Origin of the sequence: Fictibacillus iocasae (assembly GCF_042665465.1) — a bacterium.
GTDB lineage: Bacteria > Bacillota > Bacilli > Bacillales > Fictibacillaceae > Fictibacillus > Fictibacillus iocasae.
In genome coordinates, this window is sequence record NZ_JBHTCP010000002.1 from 265,196 (window position 1) to 289,590 (window position 24,395).

Consider the following 24,395-nt stretch of genomic DNA (forward strand, 5'->3'; position numbering starts at 1 on the left):
CCCCTATAATGGAAAGGGGTACAATATGAACCAGCAACGAATTGTCATCATCTTGGCAGCGCTGCAAACCAGTCCTTATGTCAGATCAATGGTGACGCATACGTTTTGCCATAATAATCAGCAGCTTTTCTCGCTGAGCTACTCAGAACCTCTCCAAGCGTTTCACATTAATTGCTTGGAAACAAACCAACAACAAGAATACACAAAACTACAAGACGCTACAGAAGCGATTAAAGCACTTTTAAAGTGATAGATGAAAAAGCCGCAAATTTGCGGCTTTTTTTATTTTGAGGAAACTATGGCTGACGAGAACGCAGAGTGTCAACCAATATTCCCTATAAAATCCTTGATTAAGCAATAAGCCTAGCAGACTAGGCTTAACTTGTGACGCCGATCTTAATCCGCTGTTTAAGCATGTCCACTGTTTGCTGTGCCAGTGTAAAATCGTCGAAGAAAAGGAGAAGGATGTCTCCTGGTTCAGACAGATGAGCGGCCAGTGTGAAGGCTTCTTTTTCCGACAGAGCCGTATGAATGTCAAGGCTGCGTCCGGCCAACAATGCACCTTCTTGTAGGAGGCGCACAGATTCACCGGATTTTCTACCTCTTAAATTGCGGTCCTCTTTTGCGATAAAGATGTCTGCGGATTGGCCGATGATCCGCCCCATTGTACGGATGGTCTCATCCGGCCTGTCACCAGCAGCAGACGACGCGACAATCACTCTATTTTTCTCTAATGCGGCGACAGTACTGAGGACTGCGGCCATTCCTGCCGGATTATGGGCATAGTCAATGATAACCGTCCTGCCGTTCGCTTCCATAACATTGAAACGGCCGCGGCTCTGTTCTGGCGATGGCATGAAGGTGATGATCTTGCTGCGTAATTCGGCTAATCCTCTCCCAAGAGCATGTGCTGCCGCTAATGCGGCAAGGGAATTGGCTATATTATGCCGTGCAGCACCTTGAATGGTAATCGGAATGTGAGAAACAGGAAGGAATGTTTCTACTTTTCCATTACTGCTGACCATCACCCAATTATCCTGCACAAACCACACGGTATCTCCATTTTTTATGCCAGCTAATACAAGCGGGTTATCATCAAATAATGAAAAATAGACCACTTTTCCATCTGTATAGCCTGCCATAGCAGCGCAGCCAAGGTCATCCGCGTTTAAAATGCAATGTCCTCCCGGCAGCACCACTTCTGGAACGGTACGTTTCACTTTTTGTAAGTCTTCAATGGTTTCAATTCCGTTCATTCCTAGGTGATCCTCCGAAACGTTCGTGACAACAGCCACGTCACAGTGGCGGAAAGCTAGTCCTTCACGCAATATACCGCCTCGTGCTGTTTCTAGTACAGCAATGTCAGTTTCAGGATGGGAAAGCACCTTGCGAGCCGACCTTGGACCACTGCAATCTCCAGAATCGATTTGCATCTCGTTAAGCCAGATGCCGTCGGAATTGGTCATCCCTACTGTGATGCCATCATCTTGCAGGAGGTGAGCCGTAAGTCTTGTAACCGTTGTTTTGCCATTCGTTCCAGTTACTGAAACAATAGGAATTGCCGCTTCCTCTCTAGATGAGAACAAATAATCAACGATCGCACCGCCTGCATCCTGCGGTTCGCCTGAAGAGGGATAAAGGTGCATGCGAATTCCAGGCGCTGCATTCACTTCCAATACAGCAGAGCTGCCAGGCGCAAAGGGTACAGATACATCATTGGCAATTAGATCTATTCCTGCTATATCCAGGCCGATTGCTTTGGCTGCATTCGTGACAATACGTCGGTACGAAGAGTGCACACTTTCAGTTACATCAATGGCGGACCCTCCCGTTGACAAGTTAGCGTTGCCTAGAACTTCAATCCGCTGCCCATGCATGAGCACCGTGTTGAGAGAGAGTCCAGAAAGCTCTAGGTGTACGGCTGTTCTCTCATCGATGGGAATCTTGGTCATCGCCTTTTCGTGGCCGTCCCCGCGTAATTCATTTTTATTTTCTTCCTCAATTAATTCAGCGATTGTATGAACACCGTCACCGATCACCATCGGTGGAAGGCGAAGGCTTGCTGCGGTTAATTTGCCGTTAACGACTAAGAAACGGTAATCGTTCCCATCGTAATAGCGTTCTACAATATAGCGGACTCCATCACTGTATACGCATCTAAATGCGTTCAGCAGTTCCTCTTCATTTTGAATGTTCGTGACGATGTTTTTACCCTGGCGGCCATTCAAAGGCTTAATAACGAGTGGATAACCGAGCTGGGAAGCAGCTTTCATGAGCTCATCTTCTGTTCGGATCACCTCGCCTGCAGGCACAGGTATACCCGCAGCCGCTAAAAGCTTCTTCGTCATATCCTTGTCACACGCGTTTTCAACAGCCAAGTAAGACGTCTGGCTAGAGATGGTAGCCTGTACTGATTTTTGCTTGGATCCGGTTCCTATTCGAAGAAAGCTGTCAGCACCTACACGCTCTACCGGTATTTTGCGGGCGACAGCTGCATTGTAGATCGACTCTGTACTAGGTCCGAGCTTATGATCATGATACAGACTGGATGTTTTTTGGATATATGGGCCGGCTTCTGCAGGCTTTCCGTTCAATATGCTGGTAACGATCTCCATTGCGGACTCAAATGCATAAAAGCCAGAAGTGGGTTCACAGTAATCATAGGTTACATAATAGATTCCTTTTTTCTTCCCAGTAATGGTTTTCCCCCGTTTTACGGAAATGCCGGCAAGATGCTGAATCTCTAGAGCGATGTGTTCAAGAATATGGCCCATCCACGTACCTTCCCTAAGCCGTTCAACAAATCCGCCGCTGTAGCCTCGCGAGCATGTATGCGTTTGCAGGGTTGGGATGATAGATAGGAGAGTGTCGGTGAAGCCTGGGATTTTGCTAGACGGCAGCTCTTCCAGTTCTTCAATATCGAGCTCAATCCAAATGGTAGGTTTAAAGCTGTGCAGATTGGGTCCGGATAAATAATTGACACGATTGATTTTCATGTACGTTTTTCGCTCCTTAGGGCAGTTTAAGTTCACGTTTTTGCAAGTCGAAAATAGCTCCGTCACCAAGCGTATGAAAGCGGATATCAGAAATCGTCATGTTCTTGTTCGATTTCTCTGCAATATCCACATATGTAGATTTCTTACCGTCAAAAATACTGACGTTATATTCTCCTATCACTTCAAAGAATTCACCGTTATTCTGCACCCATATCGCCGTGTTCTCATCAATTCCTACACCGATAATTTGAGGGTTTAAAGCAATCGCGCGCATAAGACGGGAAAAACGGTCGCGCTGCGAAAAATGCTGATCAATGATAACATCTTCTAAAAAACCGAACCCAGAGCCCATTTCTAAAATAGATGCTTCAGCATTCTTGATCGTCTTAGAAGAGATGATCATTAGCCTGCTCATAACAGCCGCCCCTGCACTTGTTCCACCTACCATCATGCCGTTATGCCAGTTACGTATCAGATGTTTATAAAAAGTAGTTCCGCCAAGCAGGCTCGTCAGGCGAAGCTGATCACCGCCTGTCATAAATAAACCGGAAAGCTCGGAAAGTCTTTCAGGAATATCCACTTGTTCTGCCTTTTCCCTTGTATCAAGGTGGAATAAAATCGGTTCTTCTCCATGCAGCTGAGAGAAAATCTGCTTGTATTCATTTCCGACTTCTTCTGGAAATCCGGATGCAGTTGTCAGAATACCAATTGGACCCGTCCGATTCTTGCAGAGAGAGGAGAATTTTTCGAGAATCAATAACTCTCCATTTTTGTCCTCATTTCCTCCTATGATAAGTAAATCGCCTTTTTTCATTTTTTCATCACCTTTAATTATGTAAATGGAGTGCAAAGAATAAATACCCTTTATCTTTTATGATCAAACCAAATTCAGGAAAAAAATTAGTAAATTTCCAATGGTTCGATAAAATATGACAAAAAGAACGGTTGTTTTTTGTCAGAAAATTTCGTAAAATAATACTAACACAATTGAATAATTCCATATGCCTTTGTTAGCTATGCAAATCCCGTAAAGGGAAGGGGAGACAAGTTATGGACGTTTTACGCGTTAAACTGATCCTCTTAGAGCTGCAAAGCAAACAATACATCCAGTCGGAGATCACCCATACATTCTTTTCGAAAGGTGAACCAGTCTTTTCCATCGGCTTCTCTAAGCCGCTGAATGCTTTCTTGGTATATCACTTTTCTGATGATGAGACGAGGATGTACGACAAATTAGATGATGCAGCCTACGCCATCGACCATTTTATTAATGTTAAAAACCGCTAGATAGCGGTTTTTTGTTTGCACGTGTATAACCCTCGCTCGGCACCCTGAAATGTGGAAAAAGTCCCCGGAAACTAAGCTTTCGGGGACTTTTTTATGTGGGACTTACCAGTTGATATGCTGTTTTTCTGGTTGAGGATCGTTTTGGCGCAGATAGTCTTCTAATGCAGGAAGGTCGTCTGTATTAATCAGGTCCACATCTGCTTTCAACAATTCATTCCAAACCCTTTCACGATTAGGAAGAGCGAGGTCAGGTGTGGCCCAAAAGCGAATCATCTGCCCGTTTTGGTGGGCGGTATTCACGATGGTACGGAGCTTGTTCCTTTCCTCAGCCGGCATCTCGCCAATACCCTGCCAAGAGAAGTGTTTCGTCCAATTGTCGCTGATTACGGGCATAAACTCATTATGCGTTCCTGTTCCGAGGTCGCTCATTCGTCCGTCGTATGTGGCATAGCGGACGGACTGATCAAGCATCAAGTCTCGCGGCCGGTTGCCGGAAATGATGACCGTCACCGCACCTTGTTTCACACCAGTACGGGAGATTTTCGTTAACATTCTTTGATATTGCTCTAACTGGTTATGAATTTCTTTATACGTAGCGGCATCTTCTGATTTTATATCAATCCATAAAAGAAAATCTTGAGGATTGTCTTTGTATACAGAGCCATGATTCTGCTTGACCTTTTGCTGCAGCGGCTCAAGATAAAGTGATTTCAATGTTCTGTCAGCCTCAACATCCAATTTATTATGTGCGACGAGCAGTTCGCCGTCTTCAAGCCATACATCAGCTTCTACACTGGTGAAGCCGTGATCCAGCGCGTCATAGAGAGGCCTGTCGTGCTCATAATCGTTGTGAGCATGCGCTTTGGCGAGTGGAGTGACGATGCCTTCCTTAAGTTCAGGCTGTGCAAAAACTGTTGATTGGCTGATCGGCATTACAAGTGCGGCAGCAGTAAGTGACATGGATAACCACCATTTCCTCATGAATTTCCCCTCCAGTTGTTTGTTTCCTACTCATCCTAACGCACATTATCCTTAAATCGTTTAAATCAACACAACCTTAACAAAACCGAAAAGTTGTTTACATAGGGTACAGAGGGGGTCCGGTACACTGTACTGCACCGTGTACTGGAAATCAGCATTGCCGCAGCAAAGCGGCATGAAAAATACTGTGGATGTACCGTACCCCCATTCATGATTTCGGGTATACATCAATTAAGCGTTTAGAAGCGAGAGAGTTGTGGCAAGAATAGTATGGTAGATTTTGTCTGAAGGAGGCACGTGAGTATGACACATCAAAAACAGCCGGGTGAAATGCCAAAATACCCGGAATCATTTTGGCGGACTGGGGTAGAGTTCCCTGCCTTTACGAAGCTTCAAGAAGATATTTCTGTGGACGTTGCAGTAGTAGGAGGCGGCATTACCGGAATCACTACTGCCTATTTGCTTGCTAAGGAAGGGAAGAAGGTTGTGTTACTGGAATCCGGTAAGCTTGTAAATGGAACGACCGGCCACACAACGGCTAAAATTACTGCACAGCATGATCTGATTTATGATGAGTTTATTTCAAAGATGGGTGAAGAGAAGGCAAAGCTGTATTATGAGTCTCAGGCTGAAGCGCTCAACATGATGAGAAGCCATATTCAAGATCACAGCATTGATTGTGATTTCAGTGACCAGGACGCGACCATTTATGCAGAAAAAGAGCAGGACGCAGCAAAGGTTAAAAAGGAATATGAGGCCTATCAAAAGCTCGGCATTCCTTCTGAGTATACGGAAACCATTGAATTAGGATTGCCGGTAAAGGCTGCTGTAACCATGAAAAACCAAGCGCAGTTTCATCCGATAAAGTATTTGCGCCATTTAATTGAACACATAACGAATAGCGGATCCATGATTTATGAAAACACCACAGTGAAAGAAATGGATGGCGGCTCAAGCATCCTGACAAGCGATGGATACCGGGTAACGGCAGAGCATATTATCGCTAGCTCTCATTTTCCGTTTCATGACGGCATGGGCTTCTATTTTACAAGAATGTATGCTGACCGGTCGTATGTCGTTGCGGTGAAAACGGAAAAGGAGTATCCGGGCGGAATGTATTATGGCGAGAGCAGTCCTTCTAGGTCATTAAGAGATACACCGGATGTAAACGGAGGGAAGATCGTCCTGATCAGCGGTGAAAGCCACAAAACTGGACAAGGTGTTTCTACGATCAAGCATTATGAAGCACTGGAGCAATATACGCGCGATACGTTCGGAATTCAGGAATTTTCGTTTCGCTGGTCGGCACAGGATTTGACGACATTGGATAAAGTGCCGTACATTGGTTTTCATTCTGACAATTATTTGATCGCGACAGGTTTCCGAAAATGGGGGATGACCAACAGCGGAGTAGCGGCTAAGCTTCTCACAGACCTCATTATGAAACGTGAAAACAAATATAAAGAACTGTACGATCCATCCCGTTTCCGCGCTGATCCGAGCGTGAAGAAATTTATTCAAGAAAATGCCGACGTGGCGAAGCATCTGATTTCCGGTAAGATCGAACGTCCTCATAAGCACCCTGAAGACTTGAACAAGGACGAAGGATCTCTCGTGCGAGTGAACGGTAAGCGCTGCGGCGGCTACCGAGACGCAGACGGCCGGCTGCATGTGGTCGATACGACGTGTACACACTTAGGCTGCGAGACCGAATGGAACTCTGGCGACCGAACATGGGACTGCCCTTGTCATGGCTCTCGGTTCTCCTTTGACGGAAAGGTCGTAGAAGGTCCGGCAAAAGAACCGTTAGGAAAAGTAGACTACCACAATTAAAGGTTGATGAAAAGAATCCTGTTTTTGGGATTCTTTTTCAATGTATAAACGTCCACGTAGAATGCAGAAGTACCGTACCCCTATTGTTTATTTTAGCCGCCTATCATTAGTCAGGAATTTTATGTAATGTTACACTAGAGTTACGATTCATAAAGAGCAGGAGGTATTGTATGGCTTTGAGTTCGAATGAAACAGCCCTTCTTCAAGCCGAGATTGAAGAGTTAAAAAACAACCTGAAAGCCAGTGAACGGCTCATTGCAGAAATTTCTGTTCCTGTCATTCATTCCATTCTTCCTGAAACAGCGCTCGTCCCAATCACGGGAATGCTTTATCCAGAGCGTTATGAGATGATTACATCAAAAATAGTGAAGCTATCATCAGCAGAAAACATTTCGACCATTATTATTGATTTCAGCGGAATTGGTTCAGAGGAGATTGGCGATATAGCCCATTTTGGAAATGGAATTAAGACATTGACTGACAGCCTGTCTTTAATGGGGGTGCAAGCCATATTTACTGGTTTCAGCGCTGCAGTATCCATCCAGTTGATCTCATCAGGACTTTCTGAAATTCAGCATATCCGCACGTTCTCCTCGTTTCGAAACGCGTTAAAAGAACTGATGAAAGAAAAAAAGATGCAATTTCAAAGCCATTGATAGAAGAAAGCTGTGCCATTTATAGTGGCGCAGCTTTTTGTCTTTAATAACTCCTCTCAAACGTCATCACACTCGTCGTATTGCAGATCAGCTTAAAGCCATTATTCAGCATGCAATGGCCGGCCGCATTCACATCGCTTCCCGACTTCAAATGACAAGGCGGAGCATTCCCGATCACACACGCGCTGATGATCTGAAGCTGCTGGGTGAAAGGGTTTCGCTCATAGACAATGGTTACAGCATCAGGCGGACGTGGAATACGTTCATTTTTACTCAATCTCATCAGCTCCTCTAATCTTTTCACTTCAGGTATATGCATAAAATCCTAGAGTCATGTACGATGAAAAAACATCTGTAATATAACAGAAGGCCTAATTTTTAAAAAAAATCGAGAAAACTGTTGCATAACAGTTTATGTTGTTATATATTACTTAACAAGTAAACTAAACTGTATCACTACAGAGGAGGAGAAATGATGGATTGCACAAAATGTGATGGTCACGGGGAAATGAACTGTACGCATTGCAAAGGAACTGGTCACCATCAAGAGGGCTCTTGCAAAGAATGCAACGGACATGGTGATGTTTGCTGCCACCGCTGCAACGGTAACGGACTTGTAGATTAAGAGGAGGGATAAAGTTGGAAAACGTTTTGTCACCACTGCAAGCCGCTATATCAATTAAAAAAGAGTACGAACACATACTGACCGATGATGCATTGCAATTCCTCGGTAAGCTTCATGAAAAATTTGAATCAGAGCGGCAGGCATTGCTGCTTGAGCGTTCTCGAAAACAGGATGAAATTGATCAAGGCAAGCTGCCGCAGTTTCTAAGTGAAACAGAATGGATTCGCAACTCCAATTGGGAAGTGGCAGATGTTCCGAAAGACCTTCAAGACCGCCGAGTGGAGATAACCGGTCCTGCTGGTGACCCGAAAATGGTGATCAACGCTTTAAACTCGGGGGCAAAAGCGTTCATGGCGGACTTGGAGGATGCAAACTCGCCGACATGGGAGAACTCCATTGGCGGCCAGGTGAACTTGTATGCTGCTGTAAGGAGAACGCTTACTTTCTCAGCTGCAAACGGTAAAGACTACCGTTTAAATGATCAGACGGCCACGCTCATTGTAAGGCCTCGGGGCTGGCACTTGGAAGAGAAGCATCTGACGTATAACAGCCGTCCGGCTTCAGCTAGTCTAGTAGATTTCGGATTGTATTTTTTTCATAACGCAAAGACGTTAGTACAGAATGGAAGCGGCCCTTACTTTTACTTGCCGAAGCTTGAAAGTCATCTTGAGGCGCGCCTCTGGAATAACGTCTTTGTGTTCGCGCAGCAAGAACTTGGGATTCCTGTTGGTACCATTAAAGCGACCGTTTTGATCGAAACTGTGCTTGCATCATTTGAAGCGGATGAAATTTTGTATGAACTTAAAGAACATAGCGCCGGACTAAACTGCGGCCGGTGGGACTATATTTTCAGCTTTATCAAAAAACTGCGCAAGCACGAGCAATACTGTCTGCCAGATCGTGCGGATGTGACGATGACTGTTCCATTCATGAGAGCGTACACCCAATATGTGGTGAAAACGTGTCATCGACGCAATGCCCATGCAATCGGCGGGATGGCTGCACAAATTCCGATCAAAAATGATGACGCTGCCAATCAGCAGGCACTGCTGAAAGTAAAGTCAGATAAAGAGCGGGAAGCCAATGACGGACATGATGGCAGCTGGGTCGCACACCCTGGACTCGTTCCTGTCGTGCTCGATGTATTCAACGAAATCATGCCATCACCGAACCAGCGTTTCCGCCAGCGTAACGATGTGCAAGTAACTGCATCAGATTTGCTGCAGCCGCTTAGCGGAAATATCACTGAAAACGGATTGCGCACAAACATTTCAGTCGGCATCCAATACATCGGTGCCTGGCTTGATGGAAAAGGCGCTGTTCCGATCTTTCACTTGATGGAAGACGCGGCCACAGCTGAGATCTCGCGCGCTCAAGTGTGGCAGTGGATCCGCCATAATGAAGGAGTTCTCGAAGATGGCACAAAGATTACCCTTGAACTTGTCCAAAAAATAGTGGATGAAGAATCCATTAAACTTGGAGAAAGCTATGACCGTGCAAAAGACTTATTTTTGCTGCTTGTAACAGATGACAACTTTTGTGAGTTTCTAACATTGCCTGGCTATCAAAAATTGACTGAGGGAGAGAAATAATCATGGAAAAAGAGATTCAGAACTTGCAGGAAAGCTGGAAAAATGAAGAGCGTTGGAAAGGAATCGAGCGTCCGTATTCTGCTGCTGAAGTAGTGAAATTGCGCGGTTCTATCCAGATTGAACATACATTGGCTCAAAAAGGTGCAGAACGCCTATGGAAACTCATCCATGAAGAAGATTACGTTCATGCGCTGGGCGCTCTTACAGGCAACCAGGCGGTTCAGCAAGTAAAAGCGGGTTTGAAGGCAATCTACTTAAGCGGCTGGCAAGTAGCGGCGGATGCAAACCTGTCAGGACATATGTATCCTGACCAAAGCTTGTATCCGGCAAACAGTGTCCCTCAAGTCGTGAAACGTATCAACCAGGCATTACAGCGTGCCGACCAGATCGAGTACAGCGAAGGAAAGAGCGACACGCACTGGTTCGCACCGATTGTTGCTGACGCAGAAGCCGGATTTGGCGGAGCGCTAAACGTATTCGAATTAATGAAGTCTATGATCGAAGCGGGCGCGGCTGGTGTTCACTTTGAAGATCAGCTGTCTTCTGAGAAGAAGTGCGGCCATCTAGGCGGTAAAGTATTGCTCCCAACACAGCAGGCAGTACGCCACCTCGTGTCAGCACGTCTTGCGGCGGATGTTCTCGGTGTGCCAACGATTCTTATCGCACGTACAGATGCAAACGCAGCTAACTTGATCACAAGCGACGTTGATCCATACGATCACAAATTCTTGACTGGCGAACGCACGGCAGAAGGCTTCTACCGCACGAACGATGGTCTTGAGCAGGCAATTTCACGCGGCTTAGCTTACGCGCCTTATGCAGACCTTATCTGGTGTGAGACAAGTGAGCCGAATTTAGAAGAAGCACAGCGTTTTGCTGACGCGATTCACGAGCGATTCCCAGGAAAATTGCTTGCGTACAATTGCTCGCCGTCATTCAACTGGAAAAAGAAGCTGGATGATGCAACGATCGCAAGCTTCCAGCGTGAGCTTGGCAAGATGGGCTACAAGTTCCAGTTCGTTACACTCGCAGGGTTCCATGCGCTTAACCATAGTATGTTTGAACTGGCGCGCGGCTATAAAGATCGCGGCATGGCGGCTTATTCTGAACTTCAGCAATCTGAATTTGCAAGCGAAGTGAACGGCTATACAGCTACACGCCACCAGCGCGAAGTCGGCACAGGTTACTTTGATGAAGTGGCACAAGTCATCTCGGGCGGAACGTCGAGCACAACTGCGCTGAAAGGCTCTACGGAAGAAGAGCAGTTTGAAACAGCAACTAAATAAGCAGTAATTTTGAAGGCTGTTCTCTTAGATGAGAGCAGTCTTTTTCTGGTGTTGATAGATAGATTGATAGATTACGTGGAGGTGCAAACAAGAGGCTGTGGCAGCAAATAAAAGGGGATGTAAGCAAATAAAATAGCATATGGCGAGGGGCCTGCAAATAAATTTTCTGAACAGCAAATAAAGTCTTAAGATTCACAAATAAAATGCTAGAAGCTACAAATAAATTCCTAGAATTCGTAAACAAACTGTTTCAGGCACCTCGTCCTTCCTCGTAAACTCCCTATCGCATCATGTATGATAATAAAAATAGGTACATAAGGAGCGGCTATATGAAAAAAACGAACGCGATGCGCATTTTAGATCAAAGAAAAGTTCACTATTCGATGATTACCTACTCATCTACAGACGGGAAAATCGATGGAGTGTCGGTGGCGGAAAAGATTGGCAGGAAAAAAGAGGAAGTTTACAAGACTCTTATCGGGCAATCATCAGCTTCTACATACTTTGTGTTTATTATTCCGGTTGAAGAAGAGCTGGACCTGAAAAAGGCGGCAAGAGCAGCAGGTGTGAAAAAAATAGAGATGATGCCAGTCAAGGATATCACCAAAGTAACGGGCTATATTCGCGGCGGCTGCTCGCCAATCGGCATGAAAAAGTCATTTCCGACGTTCATCCACGAAAACGCACAAACACTGGATAGTATTATCGTGAGCAGCGGACAGATCGGGACACAGATCGAACTAAGCACAGAAGCCCTCGTACAAGCAGCGAATGCAGAGCTAGCTGATCTTACAAAAGGGCTCTTTTCGTAGAAATTGTTGGTTTTGAAAAGTCCGTTCGTGCAAACTTATTTCTGCTGAATTCCCTCGTGTAGTTCATCCATCTTTTTTTCTACACGTTATCTTACAAGGTCTTTTATCTTAATCAACTTTGAATTCATCATTTTAGAAGTTGAGCGCAGTGAAAGGCGCCGACTCCTCGTAATGAAAATCACATTTTCTTGCGTTTGATGTCTTGCTGCGTAGCTTTCCTTATCCTGCGAGTGGGAGTGGGCAGGTGAGACCTTTTAAAGGCGCGTAGCGACAAAAGGGCTTACCTGTCCAGCTGCGGCGGCTAGCCCCTCGAGTCAGAAGGATGAATGGTCCAGTAAGGCAAAGAGCGCCTTACTTGCCCCTTCACCTTCTGCTGGTCGGGGCTGGACGAGCCGCCTCCGCTTTTCGGTTTGTCCAGCTGCGGCGGCTAGCCCCTTGAGTCAAAAGGATGAATGGTCCAGTAAGGCAAAGAGCGCCTTACTTGCCCCTTCACCTTCTGCTGGTCGGGGCTGGACGAGCCGCCTCCGCTTTTCGGTTTGTCCAGCTGCGGCGGCTAGCCCCTCGAGGTCAAATGAGCCCGTGCCCAATAAGTCAAAGAGCGATCTTCTCGGTCTCTTTCTCATTTGCTGGTCGGGGCTGGACGAGCTGTTTTTGCTTTTATGCTCACCCCTCTGGATAAGCGTGCGCCTGTAACGGAGATCAACCACATCTTAGAATTCTAATAGCAACAATGTTTGTGAAAACAGCCTACAAAATAAAGGCAAGCCCCTGTGAAAATGGCTTGCCTCTAATTAAGCTAGATCAGCTTCACTTGCTTTTTCTATTTTTTCCACAAACATCTGATACACTCTTCTTTTTTCTTCGATATCCTTGATGCTCTGTTTGAGCTCATTAAATTTCTCTTCAAACGGGATCTGGTACGTTGTTTTAATATTTTTGACGATTTTATCGTTTGAAGTGGATTGTATGACCTGTTTGGTGATGCCAAACTTATAGGAGTACAGCTGGAGTTCGCTCTTCAGTCTCTCAAACTCGTCATCTAGCTCTTTCTTTTGCGTTGTCATCTCTTCTTTCCATTCCAGCAAAGAATTCTTCACATAAGTATCCATTTCATACCCCTCCTAAAGGTGCTCATCCTAAACTATTACAGCAATGTGTTTCGTTTATGGGGGTGAGTCAGCCTATCTAAGGAGAATCTTAGCTGCCTAAAAGTGCTTTCCCTGTTTCATCTCGTAATAATCAATTTTATTTTGTTCTTTGAAGCCACAGGAAACATAAAGTCCGAGTGCGGTGCTGTTTGCCGCTGCCACTTCTAAAGACTGGTTCATTTTCCCCATCATAGTTTGAGAATAAGCGATGCTGTGAAGAAGCATTATTCTGCCGTATCCTTTTCCGCGGTGTTTAGCAGCCACTGCGAAGCCGTATAAAAAGGCATGGCTTTCTTTTTCACGAATGTTCAGTTTACCGATGATTTCACCGTTCCAATCTGCAACGAGAGTATTGCCCTTTTCCAGGCTGAACTCAGCAAACTGATCGGCAGCCTCCGCACTCATGTCAAACGCTTCTTGATTTAAAAGAGAAAGTGATGCTGCATCACTGGTGTAAGCCTTTCGAATGACAAAATCCTGAATGTTTGGAGCATCTACAAGACAATCGCCGTTTCGTTCCATATAATATTCTGAAAAGGAATACACACTGTTATTTTGTTCACAAAAAGCATGCCCGCTAGCCGAATGTCCAGGGCAGATAAAGATCAGCTTGCTGATGTTTCGTTTGATGCATTCCTCTTGAGCGGTTTTAACAAGCTCTGTATAAATGCCTCTTCTCCGTTGCTCGGGATGCACCATACCGCTTGCTTCCATTTCATCTCGCCCGAAATAATAGAGTGCGAGAAATCCTGCCAGTTTTCCCTCTGCATAGTACAGAAAAGATTCATCGTGTTCATCAGCGCGGTCACGCAGCATGCTCCAGTTTAATTTTAAGGATATTGTGTCATGTGTTTCACAAACTTCCTGAAGTGCTTTAATTTCCTCTAGTTCTTGTTTCGTCAGCTGATTTCGCCGCACAATACCATGAGTTAAGTTCATGGGGGACATGCCTCCTTTCCATTCTTTTTTCTATTCTGTCGGTGTTTGTGATGAACGGCTTGTAAACAGAACTGTATGTTCCGTTCATTTTGGAATCAGCTCTTATTATCTCTTGGTTGGAATAAAATAACAATGCCTCATTTTCGTCGGCATTGCAGTGAATTGTTGGTTAAACTATAGATAAAAAGGGGGCAGAGTGATGAGGGATAAGGAATTATACAAAGCACTGGTAGAGAAAGATTCAGCGTATGAAGGTGTTTTTTTTGTCGGAGTGAAATCAACCGGCATCTTTTGCCGGCCGACTTGCCCTGCAAGGAAGCCGAAATATGAGAATTGTGAGTTCTTTACTTCAGCCAAAGAAGCATTGCTCGCTTCTTTCCGGCCATGCAAAAGGTGCCGTCCTTTGTCTCATCCGAACCAAGTGTCAGAGGTCGTACAGAAGCTGGTTGAAGCGGTCGAAGAAAATCCGGAAAAAAGGTGGTGTGATGCTGATTTTCGAGCACTGTCAGTAGATGCTTCAACCGCACGGAGGCAATTCAAAAAACGGTTTGGCATGACGTTTGTCGAATATGCACGTGCAAGAAGGATGGGCCTTGCGATGAAGGAAATACGTTCTGGAGGTGCTGTATTAGACGCCCAGCTAGCAGCAGGCTATGAGTCAGGCAGCGGGTTTCGTGATGCCTTCTCCCGCATTATGGGGGCAGCGCCATCACGTGCAGACAAGCGCGTGGTATGGAAAGCAAGCTGGATCGATACAGAGCTCGGGCCGATGGTAGCAATCAGTGATGAAGAGGCACTGTATTTGCTCGAATTTGTCGACCGGCGAGGACTTGAACGTGAGGTAGAGAGGCTGAGAATGAAAAATAAAGCGGCGATCGTGCCGGGGGAAACAGGTCCGATTGACTCGATCCGGCGTGAGCTCCAGCTTTACTTTAAAGGGGAGCTAAGTGCTTTTGAAACCCCTGTTAAGATGATCGGAACAGATTTTCAAAAAAGTGTGTGGTGTGAGCTGATGAAGATACCGGCTGGCACAACGGTTTCTTACGCTGATCTTGCCGCTGTTCTCGGTCGTCCTTCGGCATATCGAGCTGTCGCACGTGCAAATGGCACGAATCAGCTGGCAATTGTTATCCCGTGTCACCGGGTCATTAACTCAAACGGAGAATTGTGCGGATATGCCGGGGGACTTGCACGGAAGGAATGGCTCATCAATCATGAGAAAAAGATGCCGAAGAAAAGTTTGTTGCAGAAGGCCTGATTTGCGGGCCTTTTTTCTGTCTCTGAGCAAAAGGCAAATCATAATAAGAGTTGTCCTGAACAAGATAACACTACAAGGCTTCCCGTGTATGGCGCACAAATGGCATTTGTGGCGCGAATGCTTAATGTTGGCTAAACCACTATCCTAAGCCTCTGCTGCTCCTGTATCAGTGAAATGATCGAGAAATTAAGTTTGTTAAATAACTGTAAAGGTTAAAAAGCAGGAGAATGGGGGTAAATAAGCTAATTATGACAAGAGGAAATACGATACCGGGGGATAAACACTTGGATATAAACCTATTAAAACAAAAGATAAATAAGACTTTTCAATCAGCCGGAGTGCCTGGGGCGGCCGTTGCGGTCGTTGGTAAAAACGGTGTTATCTATGAAACTGGATACGGACTGCTCGGAACGTGGGAAGGAGCGGGGCAGACAACCTCTCGATCACCGTTCTATCTCGGTTCGCTCACAAAGCCGGTGACTGGCGCACTTATTCTAAGACTGATGGAAGAGGGCGTGCTTGATCTTGATACACCGATCAGGACCTATATACCATGGTTTCAGCTGCAGGATGAAGAGGCAGCAAAAATGGTGACATTGCGCATGCTGCTCAGCCATACGTCTGGGCTGCCGCATGTATTTGATGCGTTTGGCAGTACAAAGAAAGATCAGCTTGAGAAGCTTGTCCGAGGTTTGCCGCAATATGCGCTGTCTTTCTTTCCGGGACAAACATGGTGCTATAGTGATTTAGGGATTGATACAGCGGGCTTTGTCGCTGAGGCGGTAACAGGAAAGTACTATGCTGACCTTGTGCAGGAGTATGTGTTCGAGCCGCTTGGAATGAAAGGCTCAACCTTTGATCCTTCGCGAAGGAACGAATTAATGAATGTTGCCGGACTGCCAGGAAACGGAGCGCATCTTCCATCGAGTTTTGCGATATCGTCTGCTTCTGACATGGCAAAATTCGCTCAGATGCTGTTGAATGAAGACGATCCATTTCTATCAAGAACGTCCCGAGAACAGATGAGCCGCGTTCATGGCGATTATTATTTGCCGGATAACAGCGGCTACGGAATAGCGATTGAACTCGATCATTATCAAGGTGAGAAAAGACTATGGCATGACGGTGCAATTCAAAATTATGGCGCATGGATGTATGCTGTGCCGAAAAGGGATATTGCCGTTATCATGCTGACGAACGGCCGCCATGAATTGTGGAATACAGCACTTGAAACGATTGAAGTGATTTTAAGCGAGTATATGTCTGAAAAGGCAAACGTCCGCCCCATATCATATGATGGACCAGTCATGGACCTAAGCTTATGCGAAGGAACCTACACGGGTGCATGGAAGGGTTATGCGTCTGTTAAAAATGATGGGGGAGTATTGCATTTAACGCTTGATGGTGAAGAAACCATTTTGTCTCCGTTTGGACGAGACCGCTTTACAGGCACCATAGCTGATATGACGATATCTGCCGGTTTTCAAGAAAACAAAGACGGACAAGTAGTATTCATGATGCTAGATGGTGTGCCGTGCGAGAAAGTATCTCCTTTCCCTGATTTTGAATATACGCCACCTCATCTGCTTGACTTTATCGGCATTTATAAGAAAAACAACGACCTCCTGCAATTTCATGTGAAGGACAATATTCTACATTGCTATGATCAATACGATGATGCTTCTCATAAATGCAAAATAATGGATTATGATACAGTTGTTGCTGGCAACGTACTCATAACATTTGAGCGAAAAGAATGCGGGGAACCGACTGCTATCTTGGTGAACAAAAGTGTTCTTATGCCGCGTTCATAACCAATGCGTTGTTATCATAAATTAACAAATCATCTTTTGTGTCTATGATAAACTGAGTATGAGCAGAAGTGCATAGTCATCCAAGAAAATAAAAGAACTTGGAGGAATGAACATGGCAGCTAATCAATCGGCAAGCAGCGTAGAAACTCGCACAGAAGGCAAGACTCTCGTCATTGAAACGGTCGTTAACGCACCGAAAGACGTGGTATATCAATGTTATGCGGAGAGTGAGCAGCTGGAGAAGTGGTGGGGGCCTCAAGGTTGGGAAACAAAGAACTATATGTTTGAATTCAAACAAGGCGGAAAGTGGCACTATTGCATGACTTGCACAGACAAAAACCAGGGAGATTTCTTTGGGATGGAGTCGTGCGGGCTCGCGGTTTTTGAACAAATTGACGCCCCAAACACGATTGTGTACAACGATTCATTCGCGGACAAAGAAGGTAACGTAACCAACAACATGCCGAGCATGACAATTAGCATCGAGTTTGTGGAGCATGAAGGAAAGACGAAACTTATTTCTAGCACAGAGTTCGCAACAGAAGAGGCGCTTCAGCAAGTAGTGGAGATGGGTGCGGTTGAAGGATTTACCTCACAGCTCGAGAAGCTGGATATCCTAGTTAATCGGCTGCAGAAAAACGAATAAAAAGAAGGCGCCTTCGCAACGCGAGGACGCCTTCTTTTTATTACCTTAAAATAAATATCCCAACAAGAGAGTAGATAATGACGGTCGTGAACAATATCGTCATGTGAAACAGTGAATAGATAAAGAGCAGCTTCGCCCATTTTTCTGGATCCTTCTTTTGGCGGTAGCCGTAAATGCTGAGCACGAGCCAGCCGGCATTGATCAGCAGGGCGACGAGTGTCAGCCCTAAGCTTAACGGCAGGAAAAGAAAGCTGGTTAAACAAAGCAGGACGAGATAGACATTTGTCTGAATGTACGTTCTCTTGATTCCTTTTTCAACCGGAAGCATGGGGATCCTTGCTGCTTGATATTCATTATGGCGGCGGATGGCAATCGCATAGAAATGAGGCATCTGCCAGATGACTTGAATAATAAAAAGCGCAAAAATAGCCGGATGTGCCAGTGTTCCTGTCATGGCAGCCCATCCGATAAGAGGGGGCATTGCACCCGAGATGCTGCCGATTTCTGTGTTGTATATTGTCCTTCTCTTGCTCCACATCGTATACGGCACCACATAAAAGAACAATCCTAGAAATCCAAGTAGAGCAGCTAGTGGTGTGGTAAAGGCGAGAGCGGTCATGCCAGCCGCTGCCATGACCATAGCAAGCAGAAGGGCAGTCTTAATGGGCATATCACCCGTTACGGTCGGCCTGTTTTTCGTTCGTTCCATTATGGCATCAATATCTCGGTCGTAAATGTTATTGAACGTGCCTGCTGAACCGATGACGAGAATGCTTCCGATTAATGCAAACAGCACCTCTGATAGTTTATCGGCCGGATCCAGATCATACGTGTATAATGCGAGTGTTAATCCCGCAAACATAGGGACTAGGTTTGATTTAATAATTCCTGTTTTTATTGTCTGTGAAAGAACCGCAGACGTTTTTTGTTTTCTTACAACTCTATCCATACACACCATCTTCACTATAATTCTTTTGCTGATCTTTTCAGTATTTCCTTAAAGTGGTTATCATAAAGTTAGATCGCTGACTTTATTTTATATAATATTCTAGTGAAAACCTACAAAATGTTTTGTGAACCTTTTAATTTGTTATCTTTGTCCAAATAAGCAACTCTCACCAAAGTATAAAGGAAGTCAGCATTTCTTAGCGAACTTACTTACGAAATGAACAAACAGGAGGGGTGAAGATGCGAAGCGAAAGAGAAATGATGAGGCTGATCATTGAAACGGCAAAGCAGGATGACCGTATCCGTGCTATATACATGAATGGTTCAAGAACCAACCCTAACGCACCATTAGATTTGTTTCAAGATTATGACATTGTCTATGTGGTAAACGAAACCCATTCATTTATTGCCGATCCGGATTGGATTCTTATATATGGCGACCTGATTATGATTCAAGAGCCGGAAAAACTCGGAATGATGATGGGCAGGGAAGAAACAATCTCCCAAACCTACGCCTACCTCATGCTGTTTAGTGACGGCAACCGCATGGATTTGACGTTGAAATCCGTGGAACGGGCACTCGCTGAATATTCGAGTGACAGTTTGACTATTCCGTTTGTGGACAAAGACGGCATCTTGACAGACATTCCAGTTGCAAATGACTCCGATTATCATGTGAACCGGCCTTCAGAAGAACGATACCATTGTTACTGCAATGAGTTCTGGTGGGTTTCTCAGAACGTGGCGAAAGGATTGTGGCGTGACGAACTGCCATATGCAAAGGGAATGTTTGAGCGGTATGTGCGTACACAACTGGATGAAATGGTGTCATGGTATATTGGCATGCACCATGATTTTGCTGTATCGACAGGTAAACTTGGTAAGTATTTTAAGAAGTTCCTGTCCGAAGAGCATTGGAGTCTATATGAAAAAACATATGCTGACGCTAGCTTGAAAGACAGCTGGAACGCCCTTTTCGCATCTATAGAGCTGTTTCGCCCTTTAGCCCAAGACGTTGCGTCACATCTGCAGTTTACGTATTGCACAGAGGCTGACGATAGGATGACGCGCTATTTAAAGGCTGTCAGGAACCTGCCGCGAGAGGCTGATCAATTTGGTGAGATCATCGTTAAATGACAATAATGCCGTTGCACAATTGTGAAAATATTCTTTAGAAAAAGGAAACCTATCTCCGGGGGAGAGAACAAACATCATGACAACCTTTTTGTACCTATTCTGCCTCATCGTCTGGGGACTTAATTTCATTGCGGTCAAAATACAAGGGACACCGGTGAGCCTTGAACTGTCTTTGACATACAGGCTAGCGGCGACCGCCCTATTGTTCTTTTTATTGTTGCTTTTCATGAAGCCAGCATCAAGGAAAGTGAAGAGGATAGACCTCCCATACATTCTCATATTTGGCCTTTGCAACTTCGCTTTAAGTTATCTTTGTCTGTATTATGCGACCGTCATGAGTTCAGCGGCGATTGTGACGCTTATTTTCTCTTTAAAAGTGATTCTCACACCGGTCGCCCTTCGGATCTTTTTAAAAGAACCGCTTCATATCCGCTTGCTTGCTGGCGGCATGTTGGGAGTGGCCGGTGTTGGCCTGGTGATTTATCCGAGTCTATCAAGCTTGAACAACTCTGATGTGTACGGCATTCTGATGGCACTGCTCGGGACCATCATCACAGCAATAGGTGATGCCGTTTCTGCCCGCAACGCGAGGGCAAAGGTAAACCCCGTGCACGCCAATACGATTGGATTTACAGCAGCGAGTCTTCTGATGGCTACTTTTTTCCTTTTTAAGAGCGAACCGGTTTCCCTTCCAACCTCTCCTTCATATATAGGCGCTCTTATTTACTTGACTGTGATCGCGTCTTTTCTTGCTTGGCTTTTTTATTTGGAGCTTGTTGAGAAGTTGGGAGGCGCTAAAGCGGGCTACATGGTCGCTCTTTTTCCGGCAGTTGGTGGGATTGCCTCTGTTTTGATAGGCGAATCGGAACTGTCTGTATTTCTTGTGTCAGGCTGTGTATCCAGCTGTGCGGGTGCTGCGATGGCCTTAGGTATGAGGCTTCCGCTATTCTTTTCACAACAAAAAGCTGTTCATAAATAATAAAGAAATTTATACTATAAACATATAAATAAACTAGTTAGTCGTTTTAAAAACGTTAAGGGGGAAATAACATGAACAAAGAATTTTATATTCAAAACCGCAGCCGATTGACCGATGTGCTGCCGCCAAACTCTGTGACGATCCTGTTTGCAGGCGATGCGCCGTTTAAGACAGCCGACGAACAGTACAAATTCACGCCAAACCGCAACTTTTACTATCTTACCGGAATAAACGAGCCGAACGTGACTCTAGTGATCAAGAAGAGTGGAGAAGATGTCAGTGAAACGCTCTTTATTGCAAAAGCTGATCCAGTAATGGAGAAATGGGTGGGGAAGACAGTATCAGAGGAAGAAGCCAAAGCGATATCCGGCATCGAGAGTGTGGCTTACCATGAAAGCTTTGAAGGGATGCTGACCCGCACGTTCTTCACTGAAAACAGCGAGCTTATCTGTCTGGATCTTGAGCGAAGAGAGTGGGCAGGTTCACAGACGAAAACACTACAGTTCGCCAACCATATTAAAGACAACTACCCCCATGTTGCGATTCAAAACGTATATCCTGCCATTTGCGAACTGCGTGTGATTAAAACAGATGAAGAGATTCAAAAAATAAAAGAGGCCATTGCCATTACAAAAGAAGGCATCTACAACGTGCTTAAACATGCCAAACCGGGCATGATGGAGTTTGAGCTTGAAGCACACTTTGACTACACGCTGAAATCGAAAGGTGTCAGGGATTTTGCGTTTGGCACGATTACAGCGAGCGGCAAGAACGCGACAGTGCTTCATTATGAGCAGAATAACGCGAAAACAAATTCAGGAGATCTCGTATTGCTTGATCTTGGCGCACAAAAGGACTATTACAACGCAGACATCAGCTTTACGTTCCCTGTTGACGGCACATTTACACCGCGACAAAAAGAGATTTATAACATCGTGCACAAAGCACTGAAAGAAACGACAGAGCTAGTGAAGCCTGGCTTAATGTATAGTGAGTTGGATGCCCATGCACGCAAAGTGCTGGGTGAAGAATTAAAGAGAATCGGTCTTATTCAAGATATCACAGAGCTATCAAATTATTATTATCATGGTGTCGGGCATTTCCTTGGCCTTGACACACATGACGTTGGCACGTACAAAGACCGCGTGCTGCAGCCGGGAATGGTGCTGACGATCGAGCCGGGGCTGTATATAGCAGAAGAGTCGATTGGCATCCGCCTCGAAGACGACATTCTCGTCACAGCAGATGGATATGAGAATCTTTCAAGAGACATCATTCGTTCAACAGAAGAGATTGAAACCTTTATGGCAGAAAATAAACAGCTTGTATAAACATGGAAAAGCCCGATTCTCATCCGAGGTCGGGCTTTTCTACGTTTATTCCACTTTAAACTCAGTAGAAGCCACAGCGTCATATCCGCTGTTGTAGAAATAGACGAGCTTGAACGTGGTGCCCGTTTTGTAACGTGCGGTATGTGTGTTGTTCTTTGGATCATACGTGAAGGAGCACGTCGTATCTGTAACCAGCGTATACATCCACCAGATCAAAAAGGCCTTGTCAGATGACGTACAAGCAGTCCTGAGGATAAAGTGTAGAAAAAATATTGGATGAACTACACAGAGGGAATTCAACAGCAATAAGTTTGCCAATCTCAGACTTTTAAAAAGCAACAATCTCTACGAAAAGAGCCTATTTTTTACAAAACCGTAATGAATTCTTACATAACGTTTGTATTCTCGTTATAAAGAGTTAACAATTCAGCGATATAGTTACGTTGATATAACGTTTACTACTTTTATTGGAGGTCATTCAATTGGAAAATAAACCGCTCAATAGACGGACGTTTTTAACCTATTTAGGAACTGGAGCTACCGCTTTAGCCGCTGCTACTTCAGGCCTAGGTGTTTTAAGTGAAACTGCTAACGCTCAAACCGACAGTTTAATGCGGATGAAGCCAAGGAAATCAGGGTTCAAGTTCCAGCCAATTGAACCATCGAATAAAGATGAGCTTGTGCTTCCAAAGGGTTATACGTATGATGTCGTGGCTTCGTATGGAGATGTGATCAATCCATCAAACGATACATTCGGATACAACAACGACTATACACTTTACTTTCCAATGGTGAATGAAGAAAACCGCGGTTTACTTTGGGTGAATCATGAATATACGAACCCGCTTTACGTAGAGGGCGAGAAGATAAACGGCAAGTACACACCAGCTCAAATTGAAAAGCACCTTTACAATCAAGGCGGGTCCATTATTGAGGTGTATCAGGACAACAAGGATAGAAAGTGGAAGCTTGACAAGAACTCCAGGTACGCTCGCCGTGTCACAGGTCTCACACCATTCGCTTTGACGGGACCTGCTAAAGGATCATCAGCTGTGAAGGGTGCAACTGAAGTACAAGGCACATTTGCCAACTGTTCAGGTGGACTGACACTATGGAACACGGTGTTGTCGTGTGAAGAAAACTTCGAAACGACTTCCAAAGAAGCGGGCTTAGATCCAACTCATTACGGCTGGGTCATTGAGGTTGATCCATTTGATCCGACGTTTAAGGTTCGCAAACATACAGCGCTCGGCCGTTTCAATCACGAAAATGCGTCGATGGGAATTGCGAAAGATGGGCGTGTTGTCGTATACATGGGCGATGACAAGAAGGATGCTTGCGTCTACAAATTTGTGAGTAAAGGCAAATACAACAAAGCTGCGGGCAAGAAAAACTCTGAACTGCTTGAAGAAGGTACACTGTATGTGGCTGATCTGAAGAAAGGCCAATGGACAGCATTAACGATTGAAGCAGTACGCGCGGCAGCGGCTGGAAAAGCGGATCTTCTTGAAAAGTTCAAAACTCAGGGTGACGTCGTAACAAACTGTCACGATGCGGCCATTCTATTAGGCGGAACACCGACTGATCGACCAGAAGATGTTGAGATCTCGCCGTTCGACCAAACCGTTTTCGTGGCGCATACGAACAACGATAAGCACGGCAACATGCACGGCCATATTACAAGGTTCTTTGAAAAAGACGGAGATTTAGGGTCTATAGAGTTTGACTTTGAAATCTTTGCTGCAGGCGGACGCCAGAGCGGTTTCAGTGCGCCTGACAACCTGACATTCGACAGCAACGCCAACCTTTGGACAGTTACAGATATTTCTTCGGACAAGCTGAACACGGCTGTATGGAAGAGCTTCAAGAACAATGGAATGTTCATGATTCCGACAATCGGTCCAGACAAAGGGATCGCGTACCAATTTGCGTCTGCTCCTGTGCAGGCAGAGCTTACGGGACCTTGTTTTACCCCAGACGAGAGAACATTGTTCCTATCGGTGCAGCATCCTGGTGAAGAAACAACAGATAAAGCCAATCCTACGAGCACGTGGCCGCAGGTCAGAGGCGGAAACATGCCAAGACCGTCTGTGGTCGCCATTCGCGGGTTTAAATTTTAAGGAGGTA

The 24,395-nt window shown here is 45.3% G+C and carries 22 protein-coding genes; 14 read left to right on the forward strand and 8 right to left on the reverse strand.

Going from position 1 to position 24,395, the window contains the following annotated elements:
• The first annotated feature begins 25 nt into the window (after positions 1–25).
• Positions 26–250 (forward strand): hypothetical protein, encoded by a 225-nt coding sequence (locus ACFQPF_RS01250; protein WP_379745308.1) that lies wholly within the window; start codon positions 26–28, stop codon positions 248–250.
• 127 nt (positions 251–377) lie between these two features.
• On the opposite strand, the gene cphA is transcribed toward ACFQPF_RS01250, so the two are convergent.
• Positions 378–2,996 carry a cyanophycin synthetase gene (gene cphA / locus ACFQPF_RS01255; protein ID WP_379745311.1) on the reverse strand — a complete coding sequence of 873 codons (2,619 nt, stop codon included), beginning with the start codon at positions 2,994–2,996 and terminating at the stop codon, positions 378–380.
• Positions 2,997–3,012: 16 nt separating this feature from the next.
• Complete coding sequence (locus ACFQPF_RS01260) at positions 3,013–3,810, reverse strand: cyanophycinase (RefSeq protein ID WP_379745314.1); 798 nt, start codon at positions 3,808–3,810, stop codon at positions 3,013–3,015.
• Positions 3,811–4,046: 236 nt separating this feature from the next.
• On the opposite strand from ACFQPF_RS01260, the gene ACFQPF_RS01265 reads away from it, so the two are divergent.
• Positions 4,047–4,283 (forward strand): hypothetical protein, encoded by a 237-nt coding sequence (locus ACFQPF_RS01265; RefSeq protein ID WP_379745317.1) that lies wholly within the window; start codon positions 4,047–4,049, stop codon positions 4,281–4,283.
• Between the two features lie 102 nt (positions 4,284–4,385).
• On the opposite strand, the gene ACFQPF_RS01270 is transcribed toward ACFQPF_RS01265, so the two are convergent.
• On the reverse strand, positions 4,386–5,264 hold the full coding sequence (locus ACFQPF_RS01270; protein ID WP_379745320.1) for a phosphatidylinositol-specific phospholipase C/glycerophosphodiester phosphodiesterase family protein: 879 nt from the start codon (positions 5,262–5,264) through the stop codon (positions 4,386–4,388).
• 303 nt (positions 5,265–5,567) lie between these two features.
• Between ACFQPF_RS01270 and ACFQPF_RS01275 the strand changes: the two genes are divergently transcribed.
• Positions 5,568–7,097, forward strand: a complete 1,530-nt coding sequence (locus ACFQPF_RS01275; protein ID WP_379745323.1) for an FAD-dependent oxidoreductase — start codon at positions 5,568–5,570, stop codon at positions 7,095–7,097.
• A 170-nt stretch (positions 7,098–7,267) separates the two neighbouring features.
• Positions 7,268–7,753 carry an STAS domain-containing protein gene (locus ACFQPF_RS01280; RefSeq protein ID WP_379745326.1) on the forward strand — a complete coding sequence of 162 codons (486 nt, stop codon included), beginning with the start codon at positions 7,268–7,270 and terminating at the stop codon, positions 7,751–7,753.
• 43 nt (positions 7,754–7,796) lie between these two features.
• On the opposite strand, the gene ACFQPF_RS01285 is transcribed toward ACFQPF_RS01280, so the two are convergent.
• Positions 7,797–8,030: a hypothetical protein gene (locus ACFQPF_RS01285; protein WP_379745329.1), complete on the reverse strand. Its 234-nt coding sequence runs from the start codon at positions 8,028–8,030 to the stop codon at positions 7,797–7,799.
• 362 nt (positions 8,031–8,392) lie between these two features.
• Between ACFQPF_RS01285 and aceB the strand changes: the two genes are divergently transcribed.
• The 3 genes from aceB (at position 8,393) to ybaK (ending at position 12,068) form a co-directional block, all read left to right on the forward strand.
• Positions 8,393–9,970 carry a malate synthase A gene (gene aceB / locus ACFQPF_RS01290; protein WP_379745332.1) on the forward strand — a complete coding sequence of 526 codons (1,578 nt, stop codon included), beginning with the start codon at positions 8,393–8,395 and terminating at the stop codon, positions 9,968–9,970.
• 2 nt (positions 9,971–9,972) lie between these two features.
• Complete coding sequence (gene aceA / locus ACFQPF_RS01295; RefSeq protein WP_379745335.1) at positions 9,973–11,256, forward strand: isocitrate lyase; 1,284 nt, start codon at positions 9,973–9,975, stop codon at positions 11,254–11,256.
• Positions 11,257–11,585: 329 nt separating this feature from the next.
• Entirely contained in the window at positions 11,586–12,068 is a 483-nt protein-coding gene (gene ybaK, locus ACFQPF_RS01300) for a Cys-tRNA(Pro) deacylase (RefSeq protein WP_379745338.1), read from the forward strand.
• A 791-nt stretch (positions 12,069–12,859) separates the two neighbouring features.
• On the opposite strand, the gene ACFQPF_RS01305 is transcribed toward ybaK, so the two are convergent.
• A complete protein-coding gene (locus ACFQPF_RS01305; protein WP_379745341.1) occupies positions 12,860–13,177 on the reverse strand; it encodes a hypothetical protein in 318 nt (105 codons plus the stop codon).
• 96 nt (positions 13,178–13,273) lie between these two features.
• Complete coding sequence (locus ACFQPF_RS01310; protein ID WP_379745344.1) at positions 13,274–14,155, reverse strand: GNAT family N-acetyltransferase; 882 nt, start codon at positions 14,153–14,155, stop codon at positions 13,274–13,276.
• A gap of 199 nt (positions 14,156–14,354) precedes the next feature.
• On the opposite strand from ACFQPF_RS01310, the gene ACFQPF_RS01315 reads away from it, so the two are divergent.
• The 3 genes from ACFQPF_RS01315 to ACFQPF_RS01325 all read left to right on the forward strand — a co-directional run bounded on the left by ACFQPF_RS01315 (position 14,355) and on the right by ACFQPF_RS01325 (position 17,873).
• The gene (locus ACFQPF_RS01315; RefSeq protein WP_379745347.1) at positions 14,355–15,413 is read left to right on the forward strand and encodes a bifunctional transcriptional activator/DNA repair enzyme AdaA; all 1,059 of its coding nucleotides are present in this window, start codon (positions 14,355–14,357) and stop codon (positions 15,411–15,413) included.
• Between the two features lie 284 nt (positions 15,414–15,697).
• Positions 15,698–17,227, forward strand: coding sequence for a serine hydrolase domain-containing protein (locus ACFQPF_RS01320; RefSeq protein WP_379745350.1), 1,530 nt, complete (start codon positions 15,698–15,700; stop codon positions 17,225–17,227).
• Positions 17,228–17,339: 112 nt separating this feature from the next.
• Positions 17,340–17,873: an SRPBCC family protein gene (locus tag ACFQPF_RS01325; protein ID WP_379745353.1), complete on the forward strand. Its 534-nt coding sequence runs from the start codon at positions 17,340–17,342 to the stop codon at positions 17,871–17,873.
• A 40-nt stretch (positions 17,874–17,913) separates the two neighbouring features.
• Here the strand turns inward: ACFQPF_RS01325 and cyoE are convergent, their stop codons facing one another.
• A complete protein-coding gene (gene cyoE, locus ACFQPF_RS01330) occupies positions 17,914–18,822 on the reverse strand; it encodes a heme o synthase (RefSeq protein ID WP_379745356.1) in 909 nt (302 codons plus the stop codon).
• Between the two features lie 239 nt (positions 18,823–19,061).
• Between cyoE and ACFQPF_RS01335 the strand changes: the two genes are divergently transcribed.
• The 3 genes from ACFQPF_RS01335 (at position 19,062) to ACFQPF_RS01345 (ending at position 22,268) form a co-directional block, all read left to right on the forward strand.
• Entirely contained in the window at positions 19,062–19,958 is an 897-nt protein-coding gene (locus ACFQPF_RS01335; RefSeq protein ID WP_379745359.1) for an aminoglycoside 6-adenylyltransferase, read from the forward strand.
• A gap of 76 nt (positions 19,959–20,034) precedes the next feature.
• Positions 20,035–20,937, forward strand: coding sequence for a DMT family transporter (locus ACFQPF_RS01340; protein ID WP_379745362.1), 903 nt, complete (start codon positions 20,035–20,037; stop codon positions 20,935–20,937).
• Positions 20,938–21,008: 71 nt separating this feature from the next.
• Entirely contained in the window at positions 21,009–22,268 is a 1,260-nt protein-coding gene (locus tag ACFQPF_RS01345) for an aminopeptidase P family protein (RefSeq protein WP_379745365.1), read from the forward strand.
• Between the two features lie 45 nt (positions 22,269–22,313).
• Here ACFQPF_RS01345 and ACFQPF_RS01350 read toward each other — a convergent pair whose 3' ends face one another.
• Positions 22,314–22,472 (reverse strand): hypothetical protein, encoded by a 159-nt coding sequence (locus ACFQPF_RS01350; protein WP_379745368.1) that lies wholly within the window; start codon positions 22,470–22,472, stop codon positions 22,314–22,316.
• A 278-nt stretch (positions 22,473–22,750) separates the two neighbouring features.
• Here ACFQPF_RS01350 and ACFQPF_RS01355 point away from each other — a divergent pair, with 278 nt between their 5' ends.
• Complete coding sequence (locus ACFQPF_RS01355; protein WP_379745371.1) at positions 22,751–24,388, forward strand: PhoX family protein; 1,638 nt, start codon at positions 22,751–22,753, stop codon at positions 24,386–24,388.
• Positions 24,389–24,395 lie beyond the last annotated feature (7 nt).

Coding starts and splice junctions, on each gene's coding strand:
- ACFQPF_RS01260 (WP_379745314.1), bottom strand. CDS start 3,810: ATGAAAAAAGGCGATTTACTTATCATAGGAGGAAATGAGGACAAAAAT.
- ACFQPF_RS01265 (WP_379745317.1), top strand. CDS start 4,047: ATGGACGTTTTACGCGTTAAACTGATCCTCTTAGAGCTGCAAAGCAAA.
- ACFQPF_RS01310 (WP_379745344.1), bottom strand. CDS start 14,155: ATGAACTTAACTCATGGTATTGTGCGGCGAAATCAGCTGACGAAACAA.
- ybaK (WP_379745338.1), top strand. CDS start 11,586: ATGAAAAAAACGAACGCGATGCGCATTTTAGATCAAAGAAAAGTTCAC.
- aceA (WP_379745335.1), top strand. CDS start 9,973: ATGGAAAAAGAGATTCAGAACTTGCAGGAAAGCTGGAAAAATGAAGAG.
- ACFQPF_RS01270 (WP_379745320.1), bottom strand. CDS start 5,264: ATGAGGAAATGGTGGTTATCCATGTCACTTACTGCTGCCGCACTTGTA.
- ACFQPF_RS01315 (WP_379745347.1), top strand. CDS start 14,355: ATGAGGGATAAGGAATTATACAAAGCACTGGTAGAGAAAGATTCAGCG.
- ACFQPF_RS01325 (WP_379745353.1), top strand. CDS start 17,340: ATGGCAGCTAATCAATCGGCAAGCAGCGTAGAAACTCGCACAGAAGGC.
- ACFQPF_RS01350 (WP_379745368.1), bottom strand. CDS start 22,472: ATGTATACGCTGGTTACAGATACGACGTGCTCCTTCACGTATGATCCA.
- cyoE (WP_379745356.1), bottom strand. CDS start 18,822: ATGGATAGAGTTGTAAGAAAACAAAAAACGTCTGCGGTTCTTTCACAG.
- ACFQPF_RS01335 (WP_379745359.1), top strand. CDS start 19,062: ATGCGAAGCGAAAGAGAAATGATGAGGCTGATCATTGAAACGGCAAAG.
- ACFQPF_RS01340 (WP_379745362.1), top strand. CDS start 20,035: ATGACAACCTTTTTGTACCTATTCTGCCTCATCGTCTGGGGACTTAAT.
- ACFQPF_RS01250 (WP_379745308.1), top strand. CDS start 26: ATGAACCAGCAACGAATTGTCATCATCTTGGCAGCGCTGCAAACCAGT.
- ACFQPF_RS01275 (WP_379745323.1), top strand. CDS start 5,568: ATGACACATCAAAAACAGCCGGGTGAAATGCCAAAATACCCGGAATCA.
- ACFQPF_RS01280 (WP_379745326.1), top strand. CDS start 7,268: ATGGCTTTGAGTTCGAATGAAACAGCCCTTCTTCAAGCCGAGATTGAA.
- ACFQPF_RS01345 (WP_379745365.1), top strand. CDS start 21,009: ATGAACAAAGAATTTTATATTCAAAACCGCAGCCGATTGACCGATGTG.
- ACFQPF_RS01305 (WP_379745341.1), bottom strand. CDS start 13,177: ATGGATACTTATGTGAAGAATTCTTTGCTGGAATGGAAAGAAGAGATG.
- cphA (WP_379745311.1), bottom strand. CDS start 2,996: ATGAAAATCAATCGTGTCAATTATTTATCCGGACCCAATCTGCACAGC.